The following is a 25294-nucleotide window of genomic DNA, read 5'->3' on the forward strand; positions in this document are numbered from 1 at the left end:
TCAGACCACACATTATTGCCAGTTGTGCACAATTTAAGAAAAAACCAGCGTACTGGCAGGTGGGATTTCGGTGGCGAGCGCGAGCGGTTTCGGGACTTTCACGCAAGCGGAGTATGCGCAGCGCCTGGCCGGCGTGAAGTCACGCATGGAGAAGGCCGGCTTCGACCTCATCATCTGTCAGGACCCAGCTAATATGTGCTGGCTGACCGGCTATGACGGATGGTCGTTCTATGTTCCGCAATGCGTGCTCGTCCATCTCAGGGAAGACCGGCCGATCTGGTTCGGCAGGGCGCAGGACGCCAGGAGCGCACGCCTGACCACCGGCCTGCCGGAGAAGAACATCGTGCCGTTCTCGGAACGGCTGGTGCAGCAGCCCGTCGAACACCCCTATGACGAACTCGCCCAGCTGATCCGGTCGCGTGGCTGGGGAAACGCCCGCATCGGCGTCGAGATGGACGCGCATTATTACACCGCGCGCTGCCATGCCCATCTCGTCAGCGGGCTGCCTGACGCGCACTTCGCCAACAACCACGATCTCGTCAACTGGGCGCGGCTGGTCAAATCCGAAGCCGAGCTGGCGCTGATCCGCGAGGCCGGTGCGATCTGCACGCACGCCATGAAACACGGCATCGAAAAAATGCGGCCCGGCGTGCCGCAGAACCATGTCATTGCGGAAATCTATCAGGCACAGATCATGGGCGTGCCCGGAGCGGGCGGCGACTATGCCGCGATCTGTCCGCTGATGCCCGTCGGCGAGGGCACCAGCACGCCGCATCTGACCTGGTCCGACGCGCCGCTGCCGGACAGCGGCCTCGCCATACTGGAGATCGCCGGGGTGCGGCGGCGCTATCATGCGGCGCTGACGCGGACCGTACATTTCGGCAAGCCGCCGCAAGCCCTCGTCGACATGGCCAAGGCGATCGTCGAGGGCGTCGACGCCGGCCTCGAGAAGGCGCGCCCCGGCTGCACCGCCGAAGAGGTGGAAGCCGCCTGGCAGGCAGTGTTGAGGAAGAACGGGCTGAAGAAGGAGAGCCGCGTCGGCTATCCGGTCGGGCTCGCCTACCCGCCCGATTGGGGCGAACGCACCGCAAGTCTTCGTCCCGGCGACATCACCGAGATGCAGTCCGGGATGTGCTTCCATTTCATGGCCGGCGTTTGGCTCGACGATTTCGGCATCGCCATCTCGGAATCCTTCGTCGTCACAGATCGCGGCGGCGAACGCCTCTGCGACGTGGCGCGCGAACTCATCGTCATCGACTGAGCATGGGACTGGAAGCCGGTCACTGACGAAAGATCATGCCGGCAACGAAACCGGTAACCAGCACGAGGACGCCTGATGGACCGTAATCCGTTTTCCGAAGCCGAAATCGCCGGCCGCCTTGTCAGGGTCCGCACGGCGCTGGCCGAGCGCGAGCTCGACGCGGCGGTCTTTGCTTCGCCGGAGAACGTCTTCTACCTCACCGGGCTCGATCACTGGGGATATTTCGCCCCACACCTGCTGATCGTGCCGCTCGAAGGGAAACCTGTCCTGGTCACCCGCTCGATGGAAAAGGTGACGATCGAGAAACAGGTGACGGCAGCGGAATTCCGCGGCCATTCCGACAGCGAAACGGCGGCCGACCTTGCCGCGCGGGTGCTTGCGGAGCTCAGCCTGTCCGGCAAGCGGATCGGCCTCGAATACTGGACGGCCGGCCTCAGCCATGGGCTTGCCGTCGCCCTGCAGACGCAGGCCGGTGCCAGATGGAGCGATGTTTCCGGGCTGGTCGACAAGATGCGGCGGGTGAAGAGCGCCGAGGAACAGGCGCTGATGGGTCAGGCGGCACAAGTGACCGACGCCGCCGCCGGCGCCGCGATCGCAGCGATCTCGGACGGCGCCTCCGAACAGGAGGTCGCGGCCCAATGCGTGTCAGCAATGATCCGCGCCGGCGGTCATGCTCCGGGCTTCGGCCCGTTCATCCGCCCAGCCGCCCGCCTGGGCGAGGAGCACACGACCTGGGGCGACGGGATCTACCGCAAGGGCGAGCCGGTGTTCGTCGAACTGTCCGGCTGCATCTCGCGCTATCACGCGCCGCTCGGCCGGCTCGTTCGCATCGGCCATATCAGCGACGAAGACGCCGCGATGGCGGAGGTGACCGCCAGGGCGTTCGATGCCGTCGTCGAGGCACTCAGGCCCGGCGCCAGGGCGCGCGACGTCTACGCCGCCTGGCAGACCGTCGCCGACGAGGCCGGTCTTTCCCACTATCGCCGCCATCACTGCGGCTATCTGGTCGGCGCCGGCCAGCCGCCATCATGGACCGGCGGCAATTCGGTGACCGGCTTGAGGCACGATTCCGATCTCGAAATCGAGACCGGGATGAGCTTCCACATCCTGTCGTGGCTGATGGGCACCGGTCGCGGCGATGACTTCGTTTCCAACACTGTGCTTCTGACCGATGCGGGCGCCGAAGTGCTTACCCGCACGCCGGCCGGCCCGATCGTTCGATAGGCCGCAGGCATGGCGCGCTACTCGGCATTTTCGATTTTCCGCAACGCGCTGTCTGGCCAGAAGAATTGGCAGCGCGCCTGGCGGGCAGCGGAGCCAAAACCGTCCTACGACGTGATCGTCATTGGCGGCGGTGGACACGGCCTCGCTACCGCCTTCTACCTCGCCGAGAACCACGGCATCCGCAACGTAGCGGTGCTCGAAAAGGGCTATGTCGGCGGCGGCAATGTCGGCCGCAACACCACCGTCATCCGCTCCAACTACCTGCTCGACGGCGACACCCAGTTCTACGAATTCTCGATGAAACTCTGGGAGAACATGTCGCGGGCGCTGAACTTCAATGTCATGTTCTCGCAGCGCGGCCAGCTCGTCACCGCGCATTCCGCCGACCAGCTCGACGGCTTCAGCCACCGCGCCAACATCATGCGGCTGAACGGCATCGATGCCGACATCCTCGACCGCGACGAGGTGCGCCGTCTCGTGCCCTATCTCGATTTTTCCGATACGGCCCGCTTTCCGATCCATGGCGCTATCTTCCAGGGCCGGGCGGGCACGGCCCGCCACGACGCCGTCGCCTGGGGCTATGCGCGCGCCGCCGACGGCCATGGCGTCGACATTATCCAGAACTGCGAGGTGACAGGCTTCCTCCGCGACTGCGACAGGATCGTCGGCGTCGAAACGACGAAAGGCGGGATCGGCGCCGGGAAGGTCGGCCTCGCTGTTGCCGGTCATACATCCGTGCTCGGCGGCAAGGCCGGGCTGGAACTGCCGATCGAAAGCCACGTCCTGCAGGCCTTCGTCACCGAGCCGCTGAAGCCGTTGGTAGACCATGTCGTCGCCTATGGCGCCGATCATTTCTACGTCAGCCAGTCGGACAAGGGCGGGCTGGTCTTCGGCGGCAATCTCGACGGCTACAATTCCTACGCCCAGCGCGGCAATCTGGGCGTCGTGCGCGAAGTAGCGGAGGCGGCGATCGCTCTGATGCCGTGCATTTCGCGCATCCGACTGCTGCGCCATTGGGGCGGCGTCATGGACATGACGCCCGATGCCAGCCCGATCATCTGCCCGACACCGATCGAGGGCCTCTATCTCAACGGCGGCTGGTGCTATGGCGGCTTCAAGGCGACGCCGGCTTCCGGCTGGTGCTTCGCCCACACGATCGCCACCGGCAAGCCGCATCCGTTGATCGCAGCCTACGGGCTCGATCGTTTCCGCACCGGCTACACGCTCGACGAGGCCGGCGCCGGCCCCTCAGCCTGGCTGCAATAGGAGGCGCAAGACAATGCTGCGCATCGAATGCCCCTGCTGCGGTCCGCGCGACCATGACGAGTTCCGCTACAGCGGCGACGCTTCCGTCACGCGTCCGGCGCACGACGATCCCGATCCTGAGGCCTGGTACCGTTACGTCTATGTCAGGACAAATCCGGCGGGCCCGCACCGCGAGTTCTGGCAGCACGTGACCGGCTGCCGCCAATGGCTGGTGGTCGAACGCGACACGCGCAACCACGCCATTGCATCGGTCGAGCTGGCCAGGAAATTGTCGGCCAGGAAATCACCCGCCAGGAAATCGCCGGCATGAGTTCGAACCACAAGCGGTTGTCGATGGGTGGCCGTATCGACCGCGAGCAGCCGGTCGAGTTTACCTTCGACGGCCGCGAACTGGCTGGATATCGCGGCGACACGCTTGCCTCCGCGCTGCTCGCCAACGGCGTCACCCTGGTCGGGCGCAGCTTCAAGTATCATCGTCCGCGCGGCATTTTTTCCGCCGGACCCGAGGAACCGAATGCGCTGGTCACGCTCGCAACCGCAGGCAGGCGCCAGCCGAACCTGCCGGCGACGACACTGGAGCTCGAAGACGGCCTAATCGCGGAAAGCCAGAACCGCTGGCCATCGCTTGCCTTTGACGTGCAAAGCGTCAACGGCCTGCTGGCGCCGTTCCTTTCGGCCGGCTTCTACTACAAGACCTTCATGGGTCCGACGCGCCGCGCCTGGATGTTCTACGAGCACTTTATCCGCAAGGCGGCCGGGCTCGGTAGAGCCGGCACCGACCCTGATCCCGGCCGCTACGATATCAGTCATGCCTTTGCCGATGTCGCAATCGTCGGCGGCGGCCCAGCGGGATTGTCGGCGGCGCGCGCTGCCGCAGCGGCCGGCGTGCGGGTGGCGCTGATCGAACAGGATTTCCTGCTCGGCGGCCAGCTTCTGGCGGAGCCGTCCGACAGCGCAGCGGACGCATGGTTGAGACAGGCCGAGGCCAAGCTGGAGAGCTCCGAACCCGTCACTCTGATGAAGCGGACAACCGCTTTCGGCATCTATGACGGCAATGTCATCGGACTGATCGGGCAACGCGACCCAAGCAATCCGCAGCTGGCCGGCGAAGTGCTGCAGACATTGACCATGCTTCGCGCCCGCTCGATCGTTTTCGCCACCGGCGCCATCGAGCGACCAATGGTATTCTCGAACAACGACCGACCCGGCGTGATGCTTGCGTCGGCCGCCCGGACCTACCTCAACCGTTTCGCCGTCCTGCCCGGCAAGAAAATAGTCGTCGCCACCAGCAATGACGGCGCTTGGCGCACCGCCTTCGACTATGCCGCAGGCGGCGCAGAGGTGACGGTTGCCGATCTGCGTGCAGCGCCGCCCGCCGCACTTGCCGCAGAAGCCGCACGGCTCGGCGTGGTGGTGCGGGCCGCAACGCGCATCGTCGACCTTAACGGCGGCCATGCCGTCAGGCGTGCAACGCTCAACGGACCGGACGGCCAGTCCGAGGCCGCCTGCGACCTGGTCTGCGTGTCCGGCGGCTGGTCGCCGACCGTGCATCTCACCTCGCACCTTGGCGTCAAACCTCAATATCGAGACGACATTGGCGGCTTCGTGCCGGGCGCGTTTCCGGCAGACCGGTTCGGCGCCGGCTCGATGATGGGAACTTATTCGACCGCCAGTGCCATCGAGGACGGTCATCGCGCCGGCACCGCGGCGGCATCGTTCTGCGGCAAGTCGGCGCCGGTGCCCGCTCCGTCAAAACTCGATCTTGGCGAGACCGCCACGGCCCCGTTTCGCGAAATCCCTTCTCTCGGCCGTGGAAAGGCCTTCGTCGATTTCCAGATGGACGTGACGACCGGAGATATCGAACTCGCCTATCGCGAGGGCTACGAATCGGTCGAGCACCTGAAGCGCTACACCACGCTTGGCATGGGCACCGACCAGGGCAAGACCAGCAATTTTTCGGCGCTTGCCGCGATGGCGGCCCTGCGCAACACAACCATCCCCGAGACCGGCGCCACGACCTTTCGACCGCCCTATACGCCGGTCGCCATCGGTGCGCTTGCCGGGCGCGCCATTGGCCATCATTTCAAGCCGATCCGCCGCACGCCGATGCACGACTGGCACATGGCGAACGGCGCCGAGATGCTGGAGGTCGGGCTCTGGATGCGGCCCTATTTCTACAGGCAATCCGGGCTCGACGTGAACGAAGCGTATGTCGCCGAAATGCGGAGTGTGCGCCAGGCCGCTGGCCTGATGGACATCTCCACTCTCGGCAAGATCGACGTCCAGGGCCCGGATGCCGCGATTTTCCTCGATCGCATCTACGCCAACGGCTTTGCCAAACTGCCGGTTGGCCGTGCGCGCTACGGCGTCATGCTGCGCGACGACGGCATCGTCTTCGACGACGGCACCACGACGCGGCTGGCCGAGAACCGGTTCTTCATGACCACCTCGACCGCCAAGGCCGCCGACGTGCTGTCGCGTCTTGAATTCCTGCTCGATACGGCCTGGCCGGATTTGCGCGTCGCCGTGACCTCGGTGAGCGATGAATGGGCGGCGATGTCGGTTGCCGGACCGAAAAGCCGCGCAATTCTGAGTGCGGCGTTTCCCGCTCTCGATGTTTCCGATGCGGCACTTGCGCATATGGGATTGCTAGAAAGCGAATGGCAGGGCCGTGCGCTCCGCATCCTGCGCCTCAGTTATTCCGGCGAGCGCGCCTACGAAATCTATGCCGGCGCAACTGCCGGTGAACAGCTTTGGAGCCGCCTGCTCGAAGCAGGCAGGCCGCTCGACCTGAAACCTTACGGCGTCGAGGCGCTCGGCGCGCTGCGCGTCGAAAAGGGCCATGTCGCCGGACCTGAAATCGATGGGCGCACGACGCTCGACGATCTTGGCCTCGGCCGCATGGCGGGCAAGCGTACCGGCTTCGTCGGCGACGTGCTGCGACGGCGCCCCGCCTTCCAGGCGCCCGATCGCCAGCGCCTGGTTGGACTGGAATGCATCGAGGAGGGGAAACGCCTCCGCGGTGGCGCCATACTGTTCCTGCCGGGCGAGAAGCCCTACGGCCACGGGCGCGGCCGCGTGACCTCCGTCACCTTCAGCCCTGAACGCGGCCACTATGTCGGGCTGGCCTTGCTTGCCGGCGATGTCGCCAGCGAAGGAAGCGAGGTCGTGGCAGTCTATCCGATGAAAGCCGAAACGGTCCGTGCCCGCATCGTCTCGCCGGTATTCCTCGATCCGCAGGGGGAGCGACTGCATGGCTAGCCCGGATTTCAGCCTGTCCGTGGTCGATTGCCCACTCATCCAGATCGAGGGCTGGGACGGCACGCTGGCGCAATTCGAATCGAACCTTTCGGCATCACTCGGCACGAAACTTCCCGCCTCGGTCGGAGAGACGGTCCGTCACAAAGGTTTTCTCGTCATCCGCGTCGCGCCTCGCCGCTTGTGGCTGGCTCTCGACGACGGCGCGCAAGCATCTTCGCTTGCCGTCGACCCGGATCTCGGCTGTTCGGTTTCTCTCGGCGAGGGTCGCGTGCGTTTCAGAATGGCCGGAGCGGACATCGCAGGAGTGCTCTCCAGATGCATCGCCGTCGACTGGTGCGCGCCGGCGGCCGCCCCGGGCCGCGCCGTGCTGACATCCCTGCACCATGTGCCCGTGCTGTTCCTGCGCACCGGCGAGACCGCGTGCGAACTCATCGTGCCGCGAAGTTTTTCGCAAAGCCTCTCGGACTGGGTTGCCGGACTGGATTGCTGACGCCGCTGGTAGGGAAAGGACCAGGGCGCGAGCGCTCGTCTCAGGCGGCGCTCCACGGTCTTGCCCCTTGGATGATCTCTTGAGCACGTTCGGCAAAGCGACCGGCGAGCGGCGACTTGCTGGCGGCATCGGCCGACGCCGCGCTGCCTGCCCGCGCCCGGTCGGCGATGCCGACGAAGATCACAGCGAAACGGAACAGCGAAAACACCAGGTGGAAGCGTTCCAGGGGCGCAGTGGGCGCGGCATGCGCGAAATAATGGTCGAGGAATTCGCGCTGGCTGGGGATGCCGAGTGCAGCATGATCGAGCCCGAGGATGCCGCCATATTCGTCCGGGGTCGAATGCCAGGTCATCGAGCAAAAGCCGAGATCGGCGAGCGGATGGCCGATCGTCGACAGCTCCCAATCGAGAATGCCGATCACCTCAGGCTTGCCGGGATGGAACAGCAGATTTCCGAGGCGGAAGTCGCCATGGGCGATCGACACGCGCCCATCATCCGCGGGCATATGCTGCGGCAGCCAGTCGGCGACCGCTTCGAGTGCCGGAATTCTGTCGCTCGGGGATTCCCTGAGCTGCTTGGTCCAGCGGCCAATCTGGCGCTCGAAATAGTTGCCGGGCCGGCCGTAGTCGCCGAGACCGACCTCGTCGGGACGGACAGCATGCAATTTGGCCATCGCTTCGGCCATGCCGAAATAGATGCCGCGTCGCTCCGCCGGCGAAAGGCCGGGCAGCGAACAGTCATGGAAGACGCGACCATCCAGCCGCTCCATCAGATAGAAAGGCGTGCCGAGCGGCTCGACGCCGTCGTGATAGAGCACCGGCCGCGGCACCGGGACATCGGTCGGTGCGAGCGCTTCAAGCACGCGGAACTCGCGGTCGACGGCATGCGCCCCGCGCAGGATCGGCCCTGCCGGCTTCTTGCGCAGCACCATACGATGCGCACCATAGTCGACGAAATAGGTGGGGTTGGACTGTCCGCCGCCGATCCGCTGGAGCGTCATTTCGGTATCGCCGAAGCGGTTCGCGAGAAAGCCCTTCAATGCCGCAGGATCGAAATCCGCATTCAACGGCTGCGCCATCTTTCCTCCTGAGACGCCACCGCGCGTCCCCTACGCCTCGCCTTCGACAGTCCAGCGCCAAAAACCCCTCTCCTCCTCGTTGAGGAAACGGTTCAGCACCATCTTGTGGACCTCATCGGCACCGTCGACCAGCCGCGCCTGACGAGCATAGCGGTAGATCCATTCGAGCACCGTGTCCTTGGAATAGCCTCGCGCGCCATTGATCTGGATCGCCACATCGGCCGCGTCATGCAGCACATTGGCGACCTGGACCTTGGCCATCGACACTTCCTTGCGGGCAAGGCCGCCGCGATCCAGCTCCCACGCAGCCTTCATCACCAGGATTCGGCCGATCTCGATGCGCATGGCGAGGTCGCCGAGCTTCATCTGGACACTTTCGCGGTCAGCGAGGCGCTGGCCGAAACTATGGCGCTCGGCAGCGTATGCGTGCGCGATCTCGACGCAGCGCTTGGATAGTCCGAGCCAGCGCATGCAGTGGGTAAGTCGCGCCGGGCCGAGCCGCACCTGCGTCACCTTCATGCCCCTGCCCTCGCCGACCAGCATGTCTTCGACAGAGATTTCGAGCCCGTCGAACTCCAGCTCGCAATGCCCGCCATGCTCCTCCGGGCCCATGATCTCGATGCGGCGCATGATGCGCCAGCCCGGCTGGTCCTTGTGGAACATCAGGGCCGACAGACCATGGCGCGGATCGTCCGAAGTTCGCGCGATCAGGATGAAATGGCTGGCCGCCTCCGCGCCGGTGATGAACCATTTGCGGCCGGTCACGACATATTTGTCGCCGCGCCGCTCCGCACGCGTCAGGATCATCGAAGGGTCCGAGCCGCCGCCGGGGTGCGGTTCGGTCATGGCAAAGGCCGAGCGCACCTTGCCCTCGACGATCGGCTTCAGCCATTTTTCCTTTTGCGCTGGCGTGCCGAGCGCCTCCAGAACCATCATGTTCCCGTCATCGGGCGCTGCCGAATTGAACACCACGGGCCCGAAGATCGACCGGTTCATCTCCTCATAGCAAACCGCAATATCCATCTTGCCGAGACCGGCGCCGCCGCTTTCCAGCTTGAGCTGCAGGCACCACAGCCCCGCCATCCGCGCCTTGGCGCGAAGCGTCTCCAGCAGCGGCAAGGCGATATTTCCATGTGCGTCATAGGACGTCTTGTCGGCCTCGAGCGGCACGATCTCACGCTCGACGAAGTCGGCAATGCGGACGCGGTAATCTTCGGTGCGGGCGGGAATGTCGAAATTCATGGACAAACTCCCAGCGATGAAACGAGGTGGCCACCATCGATGGACGAGATCGCCGAAAAGCATCGGGTCCATATCTGAAATCGAGCGCGCGCTCGTTTTCCTTATTCGCCTCTATCCTCTTTTGCAGCTGCCGTCATCCGGCGAAGCGTGGTTCCGCCACGCCCTTGATGCCAAGGCCGGTTATCGCGAACAGGCTGCCGCGCAGGACGCCATCGCCGGGGAGGCGCGGTAACGACCACCACGACTTCGATCTTCATGGCCGTCCTCCTCTGTTGGCACCGTGCGGCGATAGGCGAGCCGCCTCAGAACGCGACCTTGTCGCCGCCCTTCAGTGACAGGATCTCGCGCGCCTCGTCGGGCGTCGCCACTTCCATGCCGAGACCCTCGATGATCTTGCGGGCAAGCACCACCTGCTCGGTGTTCGATTTGGCAAGCTTACCCTTGCCGGCCCACAGACTGTCTTCGAGCCCGACGCGGATGTTGCCGCCAAGGGCTGCCGACTGCGCGGCGATGCGCAACTGGCTGGCGCCGGCACCGAGCACCGACCAGCGGAACTGGTCGCCGAACAGCCGGTCGGCGGTGCGCTTCATATGGGCGACATCTTCGGGATGGGTGCCGATGCCGCCAAGCAGACCGAACACCGACTGCACGAAGAACGGCGGCTTGACCAGCCCGCGATCGGCGAAGTGCGAGAGATTGTAGAGATGGGCGATGTCGTAGCACTCGAACTCGAAGCGCGTGCCGTTGTCGTAGCAGGTCGCAAGGATGTATTCGATGTCCTTGAACGAGTTGCGGAAGACCAGGTCACGCGTCGCTTCCAGATGCGGCTTTTCCCAGTCGAACTTGAAAGTCTCGTATTTGTCGACGAGGTGATAGAGCCCGAAATTGATCGAGCCCATGTTGAGCGAGGCGACCTCTGGCTTGAACTCGGCGGCCGGGCGCACGCGTTCCTCGACCTTCATGTAGGGACTGCCGCCGGTGGTGATGTTGATGGCGGCATTGGTGGCCTGCTTGATGCGCGGCAGGAAGCGGGCGAAGGCCGCCGGCGTCTGGTCGGGCTTGCCGGTCTCGGGGTCGCGGGCATGCAGGTGCAGGATCGCCGCACCTGCCTCCGCCGCCGCGATCGCCTCGGACGCGATCTGGTCCGGCGTGATCGGCAGATAGGGCGACATGGTAGGTGTATGGATCGCCCCTGTCACCGCACAGGTGATGATAATTTTGCCCCTGGTCTGCGTAGCACCGGGCTTGCGGCTTGTTTCCGTCATCTTCCAAACTCCTGATCCGATTTTTTCTTGTGCGCGGCCAGCGCCATCAGCCGGCGGTCGCGCCAAACCTGCCGTTCGCCGAGTTCTTCCCGCGGCAGCCGCTTGCGGCGGTCGTCCTCCACCGTCTCGATGACTTCGCCGGCCCAGTCGACGCGGCGCAGCATCTGCGGAAAAATGTTGGCATAGATCGATTGATAGCGCTCGATATAGTCGCGTACACCGCCCGGCGCATTAAGGTCGATCGTTTCGAACGGACCCATGAACGACCAGCGCAGCGCCAGCCCGTCGCGAATGCCGATATCGACATCCTCGACGCTGGCATAGCCGTCGGCGACAAGTCGAAAAGCCTCCTCCAGCAGCGCGCCCTGCAGGCGGTTCATGATGAAGCCGTCGAGCTCGTGCTTCATCACCAGCGGCGCGTGGCCCGCATCGACGAGGAAGGCGCGGGTCCTTTCGACCGTTTCGGAAGACGTCCATGGCGCCGGCACGACTTCCGCGGCCGGGATGAGGTAGGGCGGATTGATCGGATGCACGACCAGGCAGCGGTGCCGCCCTTGCAGATGGTCGGTGAATTTCGACGGCAGCAACGCTGAGGTGGAACTGGCGATCACCGCTTGCGGACCGGCCATTGCATCGATCTGCGAGAACACCTCGCGCTTCACGTCGAGGTTTTCGGGCGTGTTCTCCTGGATATGGACCGCATCGGCCAGCGCTTCTTGAGCTCCGCAACGACGGCAATGCGACCAAGCACGACGTCGATTGCCTGCCCCCGCAGCAGACCATTCGCAGCGAGGTCGCCGAGCACGCCGGCGATGTAATCGTGCGCACCTTCGGTCGCGGCCGGCGACTGGTCCCACATCCGCACATCGTGGCCGGCGCGGGCAAAACTGATCGCCCAGGCCCGCCCGATGAACCCGCTGCCGACAATCGCTACTTTCATCATGGTCGGGCTCCTCAAAGGGTTTCGACATTACCGTCGACGCCGAGCGACTGGCCGGAGATGTTGATCGCCGCATCGGACAACAGGAAAGCGACCATCGCGGCGACGTCATAGGGGCTGGTCATGCGGCGCAGCGAGATGTTGTGGAGATAGCGCTCCGTCATCTCCTCGTTCGACACACCGAGCTGTCTGGCCCGGTCGGCGATAACCTTGTCGATGCGTGGTCCCTCGATGATGCCGGGCAGGATGGCGTTGACCCTTATGCCGTGCGGCCCGAGTTCCTTGGCAAGGCTTTGCGTGAAACCGATGACGCCGAACTTGGCCGCCGAATAGGGAGTGCGGAAAGCGTAGCCATGGCGGCCGGCGGCGGACGACATCGAGACGATCGAGCCGCCGCCCGCCGCCTTGATCAGCGGCACGGCACGCCTGGCGCAGAGGAACTGGCCGGTCAGGCAGATGTCGATGCAGCGCCGCCACTCCGCCGGATCGATTTCGTCGACGCCGCCGGTCGGCCCGGCGATGCCGGCATTGTTGATCAGCGCGTCGAGGCCGCCGAGCTTTTCCTTCACCGTCTCGAACAGCCGGTCGACGTCGTCGTCGCGCGAGACATCGGCCTTGACCGCGGCGACCAGGGCGATCCTGTCCGGAGCGGCGGCCAGCGCCTCGTCGGAGACGTCGCAAACGACGATGCGCGCGCCGAGCCGCGACAGCGTTTCTGCAATGGCCAGGCCGATGCCGCCGGCGCCCGCCGTCACCAGCACGCGCTGCCCCTTCAGCCCGGTCAGAAAATCATCCGCCGATGTCGGCGCCCCTTTGCTCATCGTGTATCCCTTCTCATTGCAGCCGCCGTTCGCGCAGCGCCATGACAGCGCCCAGAACGACCAAGCGGTACAATATTGCCCCTGAAATTGTGACGAAAGCACTGCCCTCTGCGAAGGCGACGGACGATTCCGCAATGTGAGTTTTCTGCTTCAGCTATCGCGAAGCGTCTGTTGCGCAATTCGCCAGGCCTGCTCGACATGCCGCCGGGCCGCGGCTTCGGCGGCATCGCCGTTGCGCGACTTGATCGCGTTCATAATGTCGGTCATTTCGGCAATTGCGGCATCGCGGCGATTCTCCGAAGCGATGGTCATGGAACGCAGCTGGTTGATGCGGACGTTCAGACCCTGGACGATCTCCCAGGCGATGCGCTTGTCGGCGGCATCGAAAAGCACCTCGTAGAATTTTGTGGTCGCCCGCATCACCTCGATCGGATTGGCTGATGCCCACGCCTTGAGCAGCACATCGAACGCGCGCTCAAGCGCGGCGATCTGACCCTCAGTCGCCGTCAGCGCGCAGGCGCGCGCCGCGATGCCCTCCATCAGAGCGCGCAGTTCATAAATCTCGTCGGTGCGGCTGAGATCCGGCCTGGCCACCGCGGGTCCATGGCCAGGTATCATCTGGACGAGGCCCTCGGTCTCCAACTGCCGCAGGACCTCGCGCACCACCGAGCGACTGACGCCGAGCTGGTCGCAAAGCGGCCGCTCGACCAACCGTTCGCCAGGCTGGAAATGAAACCCCATGATCGCGTCGCGCATGCGCTCCAGCGCCAGCGTTCTCAGCGTCTTGGCGGATCGTTCGATCCTCAGTGTGTCGTCGGCCAATTCATATACTCCCAGCATCCGCAAGAAACAGATTCGACGATCCGTTGACAAGGGATTTGGTCTTCAATAGTATGGTATACCATAAGACAGCTAGGCAAAAGCGGAACTTTTCCGGATGCCTCAGCCGACCCGACAACGAGGATTCGATGAAGCCGGCCATTCGAAAGATCGTCACCCATGTCGAGAACACGCTAATCGAAGGCGGCAAGGCGGCCCCCCGGCCGCTGCGCCTGATCGGCGTGGCGGCGGTGCTCGACAACCCCTGGGCCGGGCGCGGTTTCACCGAGGACCTTTCGCCCGAGATCCGCGCCTATGCGCCGGTTCTGGGGGAGATGCTGACCCATGAAATCCTCGCAGTTGCCGGATCCGGCGAAGCGATCGAAGGCTACGGCAAGGCCGCAATCTGCGGCACATCAGGCGAGATCGAGCATGCCTCGGCGCTCATCCACACGCTGCATTTCGGCAACCACTATCGGCGTGCCGTCGGCGCCAAGACCTATCTTGCCTTCACCAACCTGCGCGGCGGGCCGAACACGCCGATCATGATCCCGCTCATGGACAAGAACGATGAAGGCCGACGTTCGCACTACCTGACGGTGCACTTCCAGATCGGCGACGCGCCGGCGCCGGACGAGTTGGTGGTGGCGCTTGGCGCCTCGATCGGCGGACGACCGCATCATCGCATCGGCGACCGCTACCAGGATCTCAAGGAGGTCGGCGACCTGCATGGCTGAGCTGACGGACCGTGGCTGGCATCGCGGAACGGCGCCTGACGGCACCAGTTTCATCCGTGCCGGATCCGGCGCGCCGGTCCTTCTCATCCACGGTGTCGGCATGAACGCGGCGATCTGGGCACCCCAGATCGAGCTGATGAAAAACAGATGGGATGTGATCGCAATCGACATCCTGGGACACGGCCAGTCGCCGTTGCCGCCCGAGGACGCCAGCCTTGCCGATTATGCCGGACAGGCAATTCGGCTTCTCGATCACCTTGGCCTGGATGCCGTCTCGATCGTTGGCCATTCAATGGGGGCGCTGGTCGGGCAGGAAATCGCTCTCAATGCACCCGAACGGGTTCGTAGCCTCGTCTCGCTCAATGCGGTTTTTCGCCGCCCGGCGGAGCTTGCGCAGGCAGTGCGCGAGCGCGCCGCCGAACTGAATGGCGCGGAAAACCCGTCGGGGACGGACGCAACGATCGCGCGCTGGTTCGGCAACCCGGTCCCCGACAGCCTGGCCGAGGCGGCAAGGATGACGCGCGTGGCACTGCAAAGCGTCAACTCCGAGGGCTATGCGCGCACCTATCGACTTTTCGCCCATGCCGATGCGGCGCATGGCGATCGTCTTTCCGGTCTCGCAATGCCGGCCCTGTTCATGACCGGCTCGCAGGACAGGAATTCCTCGCCTGCGATGTCGGCGGCGATGGCACGCCTCGCGCCGCGCGGTCGCTGCGTCGTTCTGGAGGGCGAACGACATATGATGGCCGTAGCCTCGCCTGACGTGGTCACACGGCGCATTGTCGATTTTCTCGAGAGCAACGACGGCGCAAGCACATCGGCGCGACCGGCAATGGACACAGCCTTCGACGCGGGCGAATTCAGGCGGGCGCTCGGTTCCTTCCTGACCGGCGTTACAATCGTCACCGCGATCGGGCCGGAAGGAGAGCCTCGAGGCTTCACCGCCAATTCGTTTTCATCCGTTTCGCTCGATCCGCCGCTTGTGCTGGTCTGCATCGCCAAGAAAGCGCTGGGTCATCCGGTGTTTTCGACCTCGAAATGCTTTGCCATCAACGTGCTCTCGGAGGAACAGCGAGCCGCGTCCGGCGTCTTCGCTTCGAAATCGCAGGACAAGTTCTCGGCTGTCGAGTGGCGCTTCGGCCCGACCGGCAGCCCGCTGCTCGCTGGATCGGTGGCGACGTTCGACTGTGACATGGAGCAATTGGTCGACGCCGGCGACCATTCGATCCTCATCGGCCGCGTTCGCGAATTCTCCCACAATTCATCGCAGCCCCTCGGCTATTGCCGTGGCGCCTACGTCTCGCCCGGCCTCAGCCAGGAAGCACTGGCGGCCGCGCCGCCCGACATGGAGGTCGGCGCCATCCTCGAAGATGAAGGCCGCGTGCTGTTCCTCGAAACCGCCGACGGCTTTTTCGAACTGCCGGCGGGCCGAGGGCTCGGGGCACCCGGCGACACGCGAAGCCTTAGGGGACGCCTCGCTGCGAAAGCCATCGAGGCTCATCTCGGATTCCTGTTTGCGGTCTGGGACGACGCCGCAAGCCCATCGCGAACGCACGTCTACTACCGCGGCACGCTAGCCGCGCCCCACTCCAGCGATCGCCAGGTCCGGCTCGTCGACATCGACAGGATTGCCGGACTGAACATCGCCGACGCTGCCGTGCGCTCGATGCTCGCCCGCTATGTTCGCGAATGTCGGGAGGATGCGTTTGGAGTCTATGTCGGCAACGAGGTCGAAGGTGAAGTCCGTCCGCTCGCCAAGCCGGTAGCAATCAACACTTCCAGTCCGGGTCAACAGATATGAAGTTCTCGCTCTTCGTCCATATGGAACGCTCGGACCCGGCAAAGCCGCATGCCGACCTCATCGATGAGCTTGAGGAATTGGTCGTGATGGCCGAGGCGGCAGGCTTCGAGACGGCCTGGATCGGCGAACACCACGGCATGGAGTTCACCATCTCGCCAAACCCGTTCATCAACATTGCCTATCTCGGCGCCAGGACGAAGCGCATCCGGCTCGGCACAGGAACCGTCATCGCGCCGTTCTGGCATCCGATCAAGCTCGCCGGCGAGGCAGCCATGACCGATGTCGTCACCGGCGGCCGGCTCGACATCGGCATCGCCCGCGGCGCCTACAGCTACGAGTACCAACGCCTGTTCCCTGGGCTCGACGCCTGGGGCGCGGGCCAGCGCATGCGCGAGATCATCCCGGCCATCAAGGGCCTCTGGGAAGGCGATTTCGAGATGTCCGGCGAATTCTGGTCGTTTCCCTCGACCACCTCGTCGCCCAAGCCGGTGCAAGAGCCGCACCCGCCGATCTGGGTGGCGGCGCGCGATCCGAACTCGCACGACTTCGCCGTCTCCAACGGCTGCAACGTCCAGGTGACGCCGCTCGCCTCCGGCGACGACGAAGTAACCAGCCTGATGGAGCGCTTCAACGCGGCGTGCGCGGCGCATCCCGACATGGCCCGCCCCGAGATCATGCTGCTGATGCACACATTCGTTGCCGAAGATGCCGCCGATGCGGAGCAACTGACGAGGGACCTGTCGCTGTTCTACTGCCAGTTCGGCGCGTGGTTCCAGAACAAGAAGCCGGTTCGCCAAGGCATATTGGAAGCGCTCTCCGACGACGAGATCGCAGCCATGCCGCAATATGCGCCGGACAAAATCCGACAGAACCTGGTCATCGGCGAAGCCAAAGAGGTGATCACCCGGCTTAAGGCATATGAGGCGCTCGGCTATGACCAGTACTCGATCTGGATCGACAGCGGTCTGCCGCACGAACGCAAGAAGAAGTCGCTGCAGCTGTTCGTCGACAAGGTGATGCCGGCCTTCGGGCATGGGAGGCCGCAATGACCCTTGTGGCCTTCAGCAACTTCATAGATGGGGCGTTCGATACGCCGACAGCCACCTTCGAAAGCACCGATCCATCAACCGGAGCGCCCTGGGCGACGATGCCCGCCGCAACCGAGGCCGATGTCGACCGCGCCGTCGAGGCGGCGCACCGGACGCTGCACTCGGTCGCGTGGGCCTCGCTGACGGCCACGGCGCGCGGCAAGCTGCTGGTGCGCCTCGGCGACCTGGTCGTCGCCAATGCCGGCCGCCTGGCCGAACTGGAAACGCGCGACACCGGCAAGATCATCCGCGAGACCCGCGCCCAGATCGCCTATGTCGGCGACTATTATCGCTACTATGGCGGGCTTGCCGACAAGCATGAAGGCTCGCATGTGCCGATCGACAAGGCCGATATGGACGTCACCATCCGACGCGAGCCGATCGGCGTCGTCGCTGCCGTCGTGCCGTGGAATTCGCAGCTCTTCCTTTCGGCCGTCAAGCTCGGCCCGGCGCTGGCCGCCGGCTGCACGGTCGTCCTGAAAGCCTCGGAGGATGGTCCAGCGCCGCTGCTGGCCTTCGCCGAACTCGTTCATGAGGCCGGATTTCCCGCCGGAAGCGTCAACATACTGACCGGGTTCGGACACGATTGCGGCCGGCGCCTGACAAGTCATCCGCTGGTTTCACGCGTCGCCTTCACCGGCGGACCTTCGACCGCTCGCGCTATCGTCCGCAACACGGCGGAAAATCTCGCCTATACGACGCTGGAGCTGGGCGGGAAAAGTCCGGTTGTCGTTTTCGCCGACGCCGACTTGGACAGCGCGGCCAACGCGGTGGTGGCCGGGATTTTCGCAGCGTCTGGACAAAGCTGCGTCGCCGGCTCCCGGCTGCTTGTCGAGCGTTCGATAAAGGCCGAGTTCCTGGACAGGCTGAAGCACAAGGCCGAGGCCATCAAAATTGGTGATCCGCAGGATCCAGCCACCGAAATGGGACCGCTGGCAACGCCACGTCAGCGGGAATGGATCGAGAAGATCGTTGCCGAGAGCCTCGCCAATGGCGGGACGTTGGTCACCGGCGGAAAAAGGCCCGACAATCATCCGCACGGCTTCTACTACGCACCGACCATCATCGATGCCGAGGATTCAGCGCTGCCCTGCGTGCGCGAGGAATTGTTCGGTCCGGTGCTCAGCGTTCTCACCTTCGACACGGAAGCCGAAGCCCTGGCGCTTGCCAACGATACGCCGTTCGGCCTCGCTTCGGGCGTGTTCACCACCAATCTCGCCAAGGCGCACCGCATGGCGCGCGACATCCATGCCGGCATCGTCTGGGTCAACACATACCGCGCCGTTTCGCCGCTCGTGCCGTTCGGCGGCTATGGTCAGTCGGGGTTCGGCCGCGAGGGCGGGCTCGACGCCATCCGCGACTACACGCGCCCGAAATCCGTCTGGATACGGATATCCGACGAGCCGATCCCGGACCCGTTCGTCATGCGATGAGGCAATCGCGCAATTCATAAAAACAAGAACCAGACAACCAACAGAGGAGAATGACATGAAACTGATTTTGACCGGCATTTTGGCCGCACTCCTGGCAGCCACTGCCGCACACGCCGATGAAATGGTGTTCACCAGCTGGGGCGGAACCACCCAGGAGGCGCAGACCAAATCCTGGGCTACTCCGTTCGAAGCCAGTTCCGGCATCAAGGTCCTGCAGGACGGCCCGACCGACTACGGCAAGCTGAAGGCCATGGTGGAAGGCGGCAGCGTCGCCTGGGATGTCGTCGATGTCGAGATGGATTTCGCCATCAAGGCGGCCAAGGACGGCCTGCTCGAGCCGATCGATTTCAACGTCGTGCCGAAAGCCGATCTCGATCCTCGCTTCACCACCGAGCATGCGGTCGGCAGCTTCTACTACTCCTTCGTTCTTGCCTGGAACAAAGGGGCGGTGTCGGCCGAGCCAACCGGCTGGGCCGACATGTTCGACCTGACGAAATTTCCCGGCAAACGCACTTTCTACAAATGGTCGGCGCCGGGCGTCATCGAGATTGCGCTGTTGGCCGACGGCGTGCCGGCAGACAAGCTCTATCCGCTCGACCTCGACCGGGCGTTCAAGAAACTCGACACGATCAAATCGGAAATCGTCTGGTGGGACAGCGGCGCGCAGTCGCAGCAGCTGATCGCCTCCGGTGAGGCAGCCTTCGGGCAGCTCTGGAACGGACGGGTCTTCGCCCTCGAGCAGGACGGCGCCGATGTCGGCGTATCCTGGAACCAGAACATGACCGCCGCCGACGTGCTCGTCATTCCCAAGGGTTCGAAGAACAAGGCGAGCGCCATGAAATTCCTGGCCGCTGCGACAAGCCCGAAAAGCCAGGCCATGTTTGCTGAAGCAAGCGGCTACGCACCCATCAACACGGCAGCCAAGGCCGAAATGCCGGCCGATGTCGTCAAGTCGCTGCCGGACGCCTATGTCGACGGGCAGATCAACCTCGACATGAACTACTGGGCTGAAAACCGCGATAAGATCGCCGAGCGCTGGTACGCCTGGCAGGCCAAATAGCCGCCGACCTCACCCATGAACCGGCGGGGCGTCGCTAGGCGTCCCGCCTGAGCTGCCGGGATTATCGCCATGTCGGGCAATTTGCTTCATCGACAGCCAATCCTCCGAAGGCCCGACGGTATCGGCGGCGCCTTGCCGGCGCTGACCCTCATCACCCTGTTCTTCGTGGTGCCGGTTGTTGCGCTGCTGTTGCGCAGCTTGACCGAACCCGTGCCGGGCCTGCAGAACTACGCCACCCTGTTTGGCGACGGCACCTATGCGCGGGTCTTCTTCAACACCTTTCTGGTCGCCACCGTCGTCACCGCCGTAACCGTGATCGTGGCGTTTCCAGTCGCCTGGATGCTGGCGATCATGCCGCCTGCCCTCGGCTCGATCGTCTTCGGCATCATCATCCTGTCGATGTGGACCAATCTGCTCACCCGCACCTATGCCTGGATGGTGCTGCTCCAACGCACCGGCGTCATCAATCGGACGCTGATGGATATCGGCCTGATCAGCGAGCCGCTGCCGCTGATCAACAACCTGACCGGCGTCACCATCGGCATGGTCTACATCATGCTGCCCTTCATGATACTGCCACTGGTCGGAACGCTGCGCGCCATCGATCCGATGACGCTGCGCGCCGCCGCTCTGTGCGGTGCGAGCCCCTTCGACGCCTTCCGCCGCATTCTGCTGCCCTTGTCGCTTCCCGGAATCGCTGCAGGCGGCCTGATGGTTTTCGTCATGTCGCTCGGCTATTTCGTGACACCGACGCTGCTCGGCGGCACCTCCAACATGATGCTCGCCGCAATGATTGCCCAGATGATCCAGTCCTTGCTCAACTGGGGGCTCGGAAGCGCGGCGGCTTTCATCCTACTTTTGGTGACCATGGCGCTCTACGCGCTGCAGCTGCGCCTCGTCGGCGCCAAGCGCATGACAGGAGGCATCTGAGATGCTGCTCGACTACGACCGGCTGGGCTGGCTGCGCGCAGCACTTCTGGGTTTCACCGGCCTGGTTGCCGCGTTTCTGCTGCTGCCGGTGGTTTTCATCGTGCTTTTGTCGTTCGGGTCGTCGCGGTGGCTGGCTTTTCCGCCACCAAGCTGGACGTTGAAATGGTATGAGGAGCTCTTCGCCGATCCGGCCTGGCTCGAAGCGGCGCTGACCAGCGCGCGCATTGCCACCATGGCCGCGATTTTTGCCGTCGTCATCGGGCTGCTGGCTTCTTTCGCGCTGGTCAGGGGACAGTTTCGCGGGCGCAATACGCTTCGCGGCCTGCTGCTGACGCCAATGGTGCTGCCGGTTGTCGTCTTCGCCATCGCCATCTATGCATTCTTCCTGCGGATCGGGCTCGGCGGCACCACGGTAGGCTTCGTCATCGCCCATACGGTCCTGGCACTGCCCTTCGCCATCATTCCGATCACTGCGGCACTCGAAGGTTTCGACAAATCCATCGAGGATGCGGCGATCGTCTGCGGCGCGAGCCCCTTCGAGGCAAAACTCCGGGTCACCTTGCCGGCGATCAAGATCGGGATTTTTTCGGCGGCGATCTTTGCCTTCCTCGCCTCATGGGACGAGGTGGTGGTCGCAATCTTCATGGCAAGCCCCACCTTGCAGACCTTGCCGGTCAAGATCTGGGGCAGCCTGCGCCAGGATCTCAGCCCGGTCATCGCTGCGGCCTCCAGCCTTCTCGTTCTTCTGACGCTGAGCCTGATGATCGTAACCGCACTCATTCGGCGGAAATTGTCGAAATGACCGAACCGTTCCTCTCCATTCGCGACCTGCGCAAGGCGTTCGGCAGCTTCGTCGCCGTACACGATGTCACCATCGACATACCCAAGGGCGAGTTCCTGACCTTTCTCGGCCCTTCCGGTTCTGGCAAATCGACGACACTTTATGCGATCGCCGGCTTTCAGCACCCGACATCCGGCGACGTTCTTCTCGAAGGCAGGTCGCTGCTGTCGGTGCCGTCGCACAAGCGCAATATCGGCATGGTGTTCCAGCGCTACACGCTGTTCCAGCATCTCACCGTCGCCGAGAACGTTGCCTTTCCGTTGCGCGTGCGCCGCCGTCCGGACGCAGAGGTGAACCGAAAAGTCGCCGAGATGCTGTCGCTGGTACGGCTCGAGAGTTTCGGCGGCCGATATCCTGGCGCGCTTTCCGGCGGACAGCAGCAGCGCGTGGCGCTTGCCAGGGCGCTGGCCTACGATCCGCCGATCCTTTTGATGGACGAGCCGCTTTCGGCGCTCGACAAGAAGCTGCGCGAGGAAATCCAGGCCGAGATACGGCGCATCCATCGCGAAACCGGCGTAACGATCCTTTACGTCACCCACGATCAGGACGAGGCGCTGCATCTTTCGGATCGCATCGCCCTGTTTCGTGACGGGCGCATCGAGCAGATCGGCAGCGGTGAGGACCTCTATCTGAGACCTGCGAGCGAATTCGTCGCCAGCTTCATCGGAAATTCCAATTTCCTGCCGGCCGAGCATCTTGAAACCGTCGACGGCGCCGCCACGATCCGCCTCGCCGATGGCTCGGTCGTCTCCGGCGTCAGGAACGATCGGGAGTTCAGCCAAGGCCAGAAGACCCGGCTGATGGTGCGGCCGGAAGCGTTTCGGCTGAGACCCGGCGCGGCCACGGCCGGGCTTGCGGTCGAATTCATCGACACCGCCTTCTTCGGCGAGCGGCGGCGCGTCATCGCACGCACCGCCGCCGGCCAGGAGATCGACGTCAGGCCGACATCCGACATGGCGCGAGCACAGGAGGGCATCGCCTCGAGCAGACAGATTTATTTCGATCCCGCCGCCGCATTTCTGTTTCCGGCCTGACAGACGATCGTTCGACCTCAGTGCGGCGGATCAGCCGGCGCCTCGATGGTGACGCCGTATTTGGCGGTGATGGCCACGACCTTTGCCATCTCCGGCGTGCCGGCGGCAGTCGCGGCGTCCAATTCCGCGAACATCTGATCAAGGCCGCAACTCGGTGCGCAGAAGACGAGCACGCGAGCTGGCTTGTCGCCGACATTGCGGATGGCATGGCGCCGGCCGCGTGCGCCGAAGAAGAAGCCGCCGGGCGCAACGCGATGGGGCGCGGATTGGCCCTCGAATTCGATGACGAGTTCGCCGCTCAGCACATAAAAGCCTTCATCCTCTCGGGCATGGATGTGCGGTGGCACTCCCGCGCCCGGCGGAACCACGGACTCCCAGAGCGAGAAGGACCCGGCGGTCTCGGCGCCGGTGGCCTTGTAGATATGGGTGATGCCCAAAACGTTGAGCGTCGAGCCGGCCGCCGGCTCGCGCACGAACGCTTCAGCCGCTGTAGCTTTGGCATCCATCGTCGATCTCCTTCGTGGTTCAGGTCGTTCACCAGGAGATAGGCCGTTCTCGTCCGTCGATTAGCCGGAATTGTATGGACATGCTGTCCGGATTTCAGGACAATCCGATGATGGACCCGCTCAATGGCATCGCGGCGTTCGCTCGCGTCGTGGACAGCGGCAGTTTCTCGGCTGCGGCTCACCGGCTCGGACTCTCCAAATCGGCAGTCAGCGCCCATGTCCAGCGGCTCGAACAGCGCCTGGGCATTCGCCTCCTCAACCGCACCACGCGTCGGCTCACGATGACCGAAGCGGGCGCAGCCTACTACCGCCACTGCGCCCGGATTCTCGCCGAAGCTGAAGCGGCGGAACAAGAGGCGAGCGCGTTGCAGCGCGAACCGCGCGGCAAGCTTCGCATATCGGCGCCCGACAGCTTCGGCTGGATGCATGTGGCGCCGGCCGTCCCGGAATTCCTGAGGCGCTATCCGGACCTTTCCGTCGACATTGCCTTGAGCCCAACGCATGTGAGCCTGGTCGATGAGGGGCTGGATCTGGCGATCCGTATCGGCGCGCTCGAGGATTCGCCGCTTGTCGTGCGCAAGCTCGCGCCATCCCGGCTCGTCGCCTGTGCTGCGCCCGCCTATCTCACCAAGCATGAAGCGCCGCGCGAGCCGGGCGACCTCGCCAAGCACAACTGCCTCTGCACCAGCCTTTTGCCTTGGGGCGATGAATGGCGCCTTACCGGCAAAATTGGCGAGGTGCGGGTGACCGTGGGCGGCAGCTTTCGCAGCAACAATGCGGAGATGCTGCGCGTTGCCGCACTCGACGGCATCGGCATCGCCCTATTGCCCACATGGGCGGTGGCGGAGCCGCTGCGTACCGGCGCGCTGCGCCGCGTGCTGGATGCCTGGGAGCATCCAGCCAGCACGATTTATGCCGTCTATCCCAGCAACAGGCTCATGTCGATGAAGGTCCGTGCCTTCGTCGACCACCTTGCTCGATGCATAGGACGCGCACCGTATTGGGATGAGGGCCTTTGAGAAGAGCGCCCCGTTTTGGCCGCGCATCGTCCTCTCTGAATGCGCTCAAAAACGGTCTCCCACCGGTCGGAAAACTTGCGATCCTGCCTTCAACAGGGAAGTTGGGCGGCGGCTTGAAATCTCCTCGCTTTCGCCCACGTACTGGGTTACGCCGGCTGCGAGGCGAGTTTTTTGGCTGCAAAAGCGTCGCTTATGGGGCCGTCAAACCGGCAGCAGCGCTCAGTAGCGGAAACCGCTGGCGTTGCGCCGGTTCTCACTCGCGATACCTGGGAGCACCTGATGCCGACCCGCCCCTATGCCATCCTTGAAGCGCCGTCCTCGCTGGGTCTGGCGACCGACGGCGTTGAAGCCTTGCCCGGTCGGCTGCTGGAACTGGGCCTCGCCGAACGCATCCATGCGCGCCGCGCCGGTCGGCTGGCCGTCCCGCCGAAAGACCCGAAGCCCGACCCTGCCACCCTGACGCTGAATGCCAAGGCGATCGCGGCGTGGTCACCCAAGCTCGCCGACGCCGTGGAGGAGGTGCTGCACGCCCGCGAATTCCCGGTGGTGCTGGGCGGCGACTGTACGATCCTGCTGGGTCCGATGCTCGCGCTGCGCCGGCGCGGCCGCTACGGCCTGTTCTTCATCGACGGCCACGCCGATTTCTTCCAGCCGGAAGCGGAGCCCAACAGCGAAGGCGCGTCGATGGAGCTGGCCTTCGTCACCGGCTACGGGCCGGCGCTGCTGACCGACCTGGAGGGCCGCCGCCCGTTGGTGCGCTCCGGGGACGTCGTCGCCTTCGCATTTCGCGACCACGAGGACCAGGCCGAATTCGGCAGCCAGCCTTTGCCAGCCGAGTTCATGGCCTACGATCTGCACGCCATCCGCCGCCTGGGCGTCGAAGCCGCCGCCCGGGCCGCCGTTGGCCACCTGACGCGGGCGGAACTCGACGGCTTCTTCATCCATCTCGACGCCGATTGTCTCGACGATGCGATCATGCCGGCGGTCGATTTCCGCATACCGGGCGGGCTGTCTTGGGACGAACTGTCGGCGGCGCTCCGCATCATCCTGGCGAGCGGCAAGGCGGTCGGGATCGAGGTCACCATCTACAATCCGCGCCTCGACGAGGACGGCAGCGCCGGCCGTGGCCTCGCTGATGTCCTGGCCGCAGCTCTCGGCACAGCCGCGCCCGCTTGAGG

23 protein-coding genes and 1 pseudogene are annotated in these 25294 nt (G+C 64.4%); 17 read left to right on the forward strand and 7 right to left on the reverse strand.

Annotated features, from left to right (window positions below; translation table 11 throughout):
- Positions 1-70: 70 nt before the first annotated feature.
- From AC0L3O_RS04645 to AC0L3O_RS04670, 6 genes are all read left to right on the forward strand, one after another.
- On the forward strand, positions 71-1261 hold the full coding sequence (locus AC0L3O_RS04645) for a M24 family metallopeptidase (RefSeq protein WP_473614937.1): 1191 nt from the start codon (positions 71-73) through the stop codon (positions 1259-1261).
- A gap of 75 nt (positions 1262-1336) precedes the next feature.
- Positions 1337-2485 carry a M24 family metallopeptidase gene (locus AC0L3O_RS04650; RefSeq protein WP_473614939.1) on the forward strand — a complete coding sequence of 383 codons (1149 nt, stop codon included), beginning with the start codon at positions 1337-1339 and terminating at the stop codon, positions 2483-2485.
- A gap of 9 nt (positions 2486-2494) precedes the next feature.
- Positions 2495-3751: a sarcosine oxidase subunit beta family protein gene (locus AC0L3O_RS04655; protein WP_473614940.1), complete on the forward strand. Its 1257-nt coding sequence runs from the start codon at positions 2495-2497 to the stop codon at positions 3749-3751.
- 13 nt (positions 3752-3764) lie between these two features.
- Complete coding sequence (locus AC0L3O_RS04660; protein ID WP_473614941.1) at positions 3765-4061, forward strand: sarcosine oxidase subunit delta; 297 nt, start codon at positions 3765-3767, stop codon at positions 4059-4061.
- Positions 4058-7012, forward strand: a complete 2955-nt coding sequence (locus AC0L3O_RS04665) for a sarcosine oxidase subunit alpha family protein (RefSeq protein WP_473614942.1) — start codon at positions 4058-4060, stop codon at positions 7010-7012. Before AC0L3O_RS04660 ends, AC0L3O_RS04665 begins: the two co-directional genes overlap by 4 nt.
- A complete protein-coding gene (locus tag AC0L3O_RS04670) occupies positions 7005-7502 on the forward strand; it encodes a sarcosine oxidase subunit gamma (RefSeq protein ID WP_473614944.1) in 498 nt (165 codons plus the stop codon). The genes AC0L3O_RS04665 and AC0L3O_RS04670 overlap by 8 nt, the downstream gene beginning before the upstream one ends.
- A 40-nt stretch (positions 7503-7542) precedes the next feature.
- On the opposite strand, the gene AC0L3O_RS04675 is transcribed toward AC0L3O_RS04670, so the two are convergent.
- Positions 7543-8580 (reverse strand): phosphotransferase family protein, encoded by a 1038-nt coding sequence (locus AC0L3O_RS04675; RefSeq protein ID WP_287226281.1) that lies wholly within the window; start codon positions 8578-8580, stop codon positions 7543-7545.
- Positions 8581-8610: 30 nt separating this feature from the next.
- Positions 8611-9822: an acyl-CoA dehydrogenase family protein gene (locus AC0L3O_RS04680; protein ID WP_287226284.1), complete on the reverse strand. Its 1212-nt coding sequence runs from the start codon at positions 9820-9822 to the stop codon at positions 8611-8613.
- On the opposite strand from AC0L3O_RS04680, the gene AC0L3O_RS04685 reads away from it, so the two are divergent.
- Entirely contained in the window at positions 9809-10054 is a 246-nt protein-coding gene (locus AC0L3O_RS04685; protein WP_198032841.1) for a hypothetical protein, read from the forward strand. The genes AC0L3O_RS04680 and AC0L3O_RS04685 overlap by 14 nt on opposite strands.
- A 70-nt stretch (positions 10055-10124) precedes the next feature.
- Here AC0L3O_RS04685 and kce read toward each other — a convergent pair whose 3' ends face one another.
- The 4 genes and pseudogenes from kce to AC0L3O_RS04705 form a co-directional block, all read right to left on the reverse strand.
- Positions 10125-11087, reverse strand: coding sequence for a 3,5-dioxohexanoate:acetyl-CoA acetone transferase (gene kce, locus AC0L3O_RS04690; protein ID WP_091597324.1), 963 nt, complete (start codon positions 11085-11087; stop codon positions 10125-10127).
- Positions 11084-12030: pseudogene (locus tag AC0L3O_RS04695) on the reverse strand (3-hydroxyacyl-CoA dehydrogenase). Before AC0L3O_RS04695 ends, kce begins: the two are co-directional and overlap by 4 nt.
- 11 nt (positions 12031-12041) lie before the next feature.
- Positions 12042-12848 carry an SDR family oxidoreductase gene (locus AC0L3O_RS04700; RefSeq protein ID WP_287190188.1) on the reverse strand — a complete coding sequence of 269 codons (807 nt, stop codon included), beginning with the start codon at positions 12846-12848 and terminating at the stop codon, positions 12042-12044.
- A 150-nt stretch (positions 12849-12998) separates the two neighbouring features.
- On the reverse strand, positions 12999-13670 hold the full coding sequence (locus tag AC0L3O_RS04705) for a GntR family transcriptional regulator (protein WP_473534931.1): 672 nt from the start codon (positions 13668-13670) through the stop codon (positions 12999-13001).
- 146 nt (positions 13671-13816) lie between these two features.
- On the opposite strand from AC0L3O_RS04705, the gene AC0L3O_RS04710 reads away from it, so the two are divergent.
- From AC0L3O_RS04710 to AC0L3O_RS04745, 8 genes are all read left to right on the forward strand, one after another.
- Positions 13817-14404, forward strand: coding sequence for an amino acid synthesis family protein (locus AC0L3O_RS04710; protein ID WP_023800447.1), 588 nt, complete (start codon positions 13817-13819; stop codon positions 14402-14404).
- Positions 14397-16205, forward strand: a complete 1809-nt coding sequence (locus AC0L3O_RS04715; RefSeq protein ID WP_473614946.1) for an alpha/beta fold hydrolase — start codon at positions 14397-14399, stop codon at positions 16203-16205. The genes AC0L3O_RS04710 and AC0L3O_RS04715 overlap by 8 nt, the downstream gene beginning before the upstream one ends.
- A complete protein-coding gene (locus tag AC0L3O_RS04720) occupies positions 16202-17254 on the forward strand; it encodes an LLM class flavin-dependent oxidoreductase (RefSeq protein WP_473614947.1) in 1053 nt (350 codons plus the stop codon). The genes AC0L3O_RS04715 and AC0L3O_RS04720 overlap by 4 nt, the downstream gene beginning before the upstream one ends.
- Positions 17251-18726 (forward strand): aldehyde dehydrogenase, encoded by a 1476-nt coding sequence (locus tag AC0L3O_RS04725; RefSeq protein WP_473614949.1) that lies wholly within the window; start codon positions 17251-17253, stop codon positions 18724-18726. Before AC0L3O_RS04720 ends, AC0L3O_RS04725 begins: the two co-directional genes overlap by 4 nt.
- 55 nt (positions 18727-18781) lie before the next feature.
- Positions 18782-19786 carry an ABC transporter substrate-binding protein gene (locus AC0L3O_RS04730; protein WP_473614950.1) on the forward strand — a complete coding sequence of 335 codons (1005 nt, stop codon included), beginning with the start codon at positions 18782-18784 and terminating at the stop codon, positions 19784-19786.
- Positions 19787-19855: 69 nt separating this feature from the next.
- Positions 19856-20716 (forward strand): ABC transporter permease, encoded by an 861-nt coding sequence (locus AC0L3O_RS04735; RefSeq protein ID WP_128245434.1) that lies wholly within the window; start codon positions 19856-19858, stop codon positions 20714-20716.
- A gap of 1 nt (position 20717) precedes the next feature.
- Positions 20718-21518, forward strand: coding sequence for an ABC transporter permease (locus AC0L3O_RS04740; protein ID WP_473614951.1), 801 nt, complete (start codon positions 20718-20720; stop codon positions 21516-21518).
- Entirely contained in the window at positions 21515-22591 is a 1077-nt protein-coding gene (locus AC0L3O_RS04745) for an ABC transporter ATP-binding protein (RefSeq protein ID WP_023800441.1), read from the forward strand. The genes AC0L3O_RS04740 and AC0L3O_RS04745 overlap by 4 nt, the downstream gene beginning before the upstream one ends.
- 17 nt (positions 22592-22608) lie before the next feature.
- Here the strand turns inward: AC0L3O_RS04745 and AC0L3O_RS04750 are convergent, their stop codons facing one another.
- A complete protein-coding gene (locus AC0L3O_RS04750) occupies positions 22609-23097 on the reverse strand; it encodes a cupin domain-containing protein (protein WP_128171848.1) in 489 nt (162 codons plus the stop codon).
- Between the two features lie 80 nt (positions 23098-23177).
- Between AC0L3O_RS04750 and AC0L3O_RS04755 the strand changes: the two genes are divergently transcribed.
- Both AC0L3O_RS04755 and AC0L3O_RS04760 read left to right on the forward strand, forming a co-directional pair.
- Complete coding sequence (locus AC0L3O_RS04755) at positions 23178-24116, forward strand: LysR family transcriptional regulator (RefSeq protein ID WP_473614953.1); 939 nt, start codon at positions 23178-23180, stop codon at positions 24114-24116.
- A gap of 279 nt (positions 24117-24395) precedes the next feature.
- Entirely contained in the window at positions 24396-25292 is an 897-nt protein-coding gene (locus AC0L3O_RS04760; RefSeq protein WP_128171847.1) for an arginase family protein, read from the forward strand.
- The last annotated feature ends 2 nt before the right edge of the window (positions 25293-25294 follow it).

The sequence above is a fragment of the Mesorhizobium sp. WSM4810 genome (assembly GCF_055811235.1).

Coding starts and splice junctions, on each gene's coding strand:
- AC0L3O_RS04655 (WP_473614940.1), top strand. CDS start 2,495: ATGGCGCGCTACTCGGCATTTTCGATTTTCCGCAACGCGCTGTCTGGC.
- AC0L3O_RS04660 (WP_473614941.1), top strand. CDS start 3,765: ATGCTGCGCATCGAATGCCCCTGCTGCGGTCCGCGCGACCATGACGAG.
- kce (WP_091597324.1), bottom strand. CDS start 11,087: ATGACGGAAACAAGCCGCAAGCCCGGTGCTACGCAGACCAGGGGCAAA.
- AC0L3O_RS04760 (WP_128171847.1), top strand. CDS start 24,396: ATGCCGACCCGCCCCTATGCCATCCTTGAAGCGCCGTCCTCGCTGGGT.
- AC0L3O_RS04740 (WP_473614951.1), top strand. CDS start 20,718: ATGCTGCTCGACTACGACCGGCTGGGCTGGCTGCGCGCAGCACTTCTG.
- AC0L3O_RS04725 (WP_473614949.1), top strand. CDS start 17,251: ATGACCCTTGTGGCCTTCAGCAACTTCATAGATGGGGCGTTCGATACG.
- AC0L3O_RS04710 (WP_023800447.1), top strand. CDS start 13,817: ATGAAGCCGGCCATTCGAAAGATCGTCACCCATGTCGAGAACACGCTA.
- AC0L3O_RS04755 (WP_473614953.1), top strand. CDS start 23,178: ATGCTGTCCGGATTTCAGGACAATCCGATGATGGACCCGCTCAATGGC.
- AC0L3O_RS04735 (WP_128245434.1), top strand. CDS start 19,856: ATGTCGGGCAATTTGCTTCATCGACAGCCAATCCTCCGAAGGCCCGAC.
- AC0L3O_RS04685 (WP_198032841.1), top strand. CDS start 9,809: ATGTCGAAATTCATGGACAAACTCCCAGCGATGAAACGAGGTGGCCAC.
- AC0L3O_RS04675 (WP_287226281.1), bottom strand. CDS start 8,580: ATGGCGCAGCCGTTGAATGCGGATTTCGATCCTGCGGCATTGAAGGGC.
- AC0L3O_RS04745 (WP_023800441.1), top strand. CDS start 21,515: ATGACCGAACCGTTCCTCTCCATTCGCGACCTGCGCAAGGCGTTCGGC.
- AC0L3O_RS04650 (WP_473614939.1), top strand. CDS start 1,337: ATGGACCGTAATCCGTTTTCCGAAGCCGAAATCGCCGGCCGCCTTGTC.
- AC0L3O_RS04700 (WP_287190188.1), bottom strand. CDS start 12,848: ATGAGCAAAGGGGCGCCGACATCGGCGGATGATTTTCTGACCGGGCTG.
- AC0L3O_RS04715 (WP_473614946.1), top strand. CDS start 14,397: ATGGCTGAGCTGACGGACCGTGGCTGGCATCGCGGAACGGCGCCTGAC.
- AC0L3O_RS04750 (WP_128171848.1), bottom strand. CDS start 23,097: ATGGATGCCAAAGCTACAGCGGCTGAAGCGTTCGTGCGCGAGCCGGCG.
- AC0L3O_RS04665 (WP_473614942.1), top strand. CDS start 4,058: ATGAGTTCGAACCACAAGCGGTTGTCGATGGGTGGCCGTATCGACCGC.
- AC0L3O_RS04720 (WP_473614947.1), top strand. CDS start 16,202: ATGAAGTTCTCGCTCTTCGTCCATATGGAACGCTCGGACCCGGCAAAG.
- AC0L3O_RS04680 (WP_287226284.1), bottom strand. CDS start 9,822: ATGAATTTCGACATTCCCGCCCGCACCGAAGATTACCGCGTCCGCATT.
- AC0L3O_RS04730 (WP_473614950.1), top strand. CDS start 18,782: ATGAAACTGATTTTGACCGGCATTTTGGCCGCACTCCTGGCAGCCACT.
- AC0L3O_RS04670 (WP_473614944.1), top strand. CDS start 7,005: ATGGCTAGCCCGGATTTCAGCCTGTCCGTGGTCGATTGCCCACTCATC.